3 protein-coding genes are annotated in these 2,511 nt (G+C 45.9%); all 3 read left to right on the top strand.

Translation table 11 applies throughout. The features are described 5' to 3' along the window. Window positions 1-102: 102 nt before the first annotated feature. The gene (locus tag AB3112_RS10695; RefSeq protein WP_057910976.1) at window positions 103-570 is read left to right on the top strand and encodes a threonine/serine exporter family protein; all 468 of its coding nucleotides are present in this window, start codon (window positions 103-105) and stop codon (window positions 568-570) included. 16 nt (window positions 571-586) lie between these two features. Further along, on the top strand, window positions 587-1,771 hold the full coding sequence (locus tag AB3112_RS10690; protein ID WP_367334476.1) for an amidohydrolase: 1,185 nt from the start codon (window positions 587-589) through the stop codon (window positions 1,769-1,771). 304 nt (window positions 1,772-2,075) lie between these two features. Continuing rightward, the coding region (locus AB3112_RS10685) for an FAD/NAD(P)-binding oxidoreductase (protein WP_367334475.1) at window positions 2,076-2,511 on the top strand (436 nt) is incomplete at its 3' end.

Raw genomic sequence — 2,511 nt, 5'->3', positions numbered from 1 at the left:
GGTCCGGGCGGTTGATGCGTTGATTATTGCCGGCTCAATTGGCGCGGGAGTCGTCATTGGCGCTGCTGTTTCTTCAATTTTATTTCATCTCGGAGGTGGCCTATGAAAGTCTTAGTTGAATTAATCGTCAGTTTTCTTTCAACCGTTGGCTTTGGCCTGGTCACCAACGTTCCGCGGCGATCACTGCTTCCCGCAGGGATTACCGGATCGCTTGCCTGGGTCGCTTATTACCTGGTCCTTCAAGTTGATCACGGCTTAATTCTATCGAACTTTACGGCGGCGATCGTTATTGGGATTCTGGGTAATATTTCGGCGGTGATCTTTCGGGTACCCGTTAATATCATCTACGTCCCCAGCCTGGTTTCATTAGTTCCCGGCGGGATTCTATACCTGGGCATGAGAAGTTTTACCCTTGGAAACGAATGGCGGACCGGCCAATACATGTTTAACGCGTTAACGATCGCCATTGCTTTGGCAGTCGGTTTTGTCGTCGCTGAAGTCATTTTTAATCGAATTAAGCCCTTATTGCTTAAGGTAGTAAGTCGACGTAAACAGCCAGCAAACAAATAATTAGGAGGTTATTCATTTGGATGTTGAAAAAGAATTGATGCAGCGGTTAGAAGCGGATGAAGACGAAATGATCAAGATTCGCCGCCATCTTCATGAACACCCGGAATTATCGTTTAAGGAAAAACAAACTGCAGCCTATATCAAAGATTTTTATCAGGGACTTGATTGCACCGTCCGAAACTGTGGCGACGGTTATGGACTCTTGGTCGATATCGATAGCGAAAATCCTGGACCAAAGCTCGCCTTGCGCGCCGACTTTGACGCCCTGGCAATTCAAGAAGACAATGATTTGCCTTTCAAATCCCAGAATCCAGGTGTCATGCACGCATGCGGTCATGATGGTCACACTGCTTACATGATGGTTTTGGCCAAGAACCTGATCGCTCTTAAAGATCACTTAAAAGGCTCAATTCGAATCATCCACCAGCCGGCTGAAGAAGTCTCTCCCGGTGGAGCCAAATCAATGATCAAAGATGGCGCGCTGGATGACGTCGATAATGTGATCGGCATTCACGTGATGTCTTCAATGCCAACTGGGGCAATCGGCTACCATTACGGAGAAAGCCAAACCGGCCGCTCTGATTTTACCATCACCTTTACCGGAAAAGGCGGCCACGCTTCAATGCCACATCTTTCAAATGACGCTATCGTGGCTGGAAGTTATTTCGTCACTTCCCTACAAACGGTGATTTCTCGCCGACTGGACCCGTTTGATACCGGTTCCGTCACGATTGGGTCATTCGATGGTGTTGGCTCGTTTAACGCGATCAAAGAATCCGTTACGTTAAAAGGTGACGTCCGGGTCATGAAAGAAGCGACCCGGAAAAAGATCCGCCAGCAAGTCGAGCAAATCGCCCACGGTATCGAAGTGATGTTTGGCGTTCACAGTACCATCGACTATGATGACAATTACCCAGTCTTATACAATGATCCTCAGTTCAGCAAGCAAGTCATCCAAACATTGGAAGCCGCAAAGATTCCCGAAGTCACCCAAATTACCGACTTTGGCCTTCAGGATCCTTCCGAAGACTTTGCCTACTTCGCCCAAGAAAGGCCCAGTATCTTCTTTTATGTCGGTTGTATGACCGACGATGGTGCCAATCATCCCCACCACAGTCCAGATTTTATGATGAATGAAAAATGCCTGTTGATTGCCGCCAAAGCTGCCGGAACAGTGACCATCACCTATTTAAGCGATTAATAAAGTTAAGCGTCTCGTTTTCGAGGCGCTTTTTTGTAAACCGAAGACCGTCAGATAACGCTTTTAATATAATTATTCTAAATACGGTGTTAAGATGCATCTCCTTACTCAAACAACATGAAAGTTACCAAATTGCAGTTTTGTAGGTCAATTAATAACTTTTTAAAAAATCAAAATTAAAGTGCCTCATTTTTTATTTATAACCATTCCAATCTATTTCAACAACTCGGTATCAAAATATGTTACGCTATATGTAACAAGTAAATGACTTGTTAATCACGTAAATAGAAAGGCGGAATCGTTGATGAAAGTGATTGTTGTTGGTTCATCTCACGGTGGATTTGAAACTGTTAGAGGAATATTGGCTGAAAAACCGGATACTGAGATTCAGTGGTATGAGAAAGGTGACTTCATTTCGTTTCTCTCCTGCGGCATGCAGCTTTACTTGGAAGGCGTCGTCAAAGATGTTAACTCCGTTCGCTATGCAACGGCAAAGGGGATGCGTGCCAAGGGCGTTAACGTCTTCGTGCACCAAGAAGTCACGTCAATTGACCCGGATGCCCACACCGTAACCGTGCATAATCTTGATGATGATACGACTCGAAAAGAACCATACGATAAATTGGTTTTGTCGGCCGGTGCAGTGCCAGCCAGCATCCCAGTACCAGGCGGCGACTTGGCCAACGTCTATGCGATGCGTGGTCGTGACTGGGCCATCAAACTTAAAGAAAAGACCGTCG

This window comes from Lentilactobacillus sp. (assembly GCF_040773105.1).
GTDB classification, from domain to species: Bacteria; Bacillota; Bacilli; order Lactobacillales; family Lactobacillaceae; genus Lentilactobacillus; species Lentilactobacillus parabuchneri.
The sequence above is the reverse complement of the archived record's forward strand: the minus strand, read 5'-3'. Positions and strand labels throughout refer to the sequence as shown.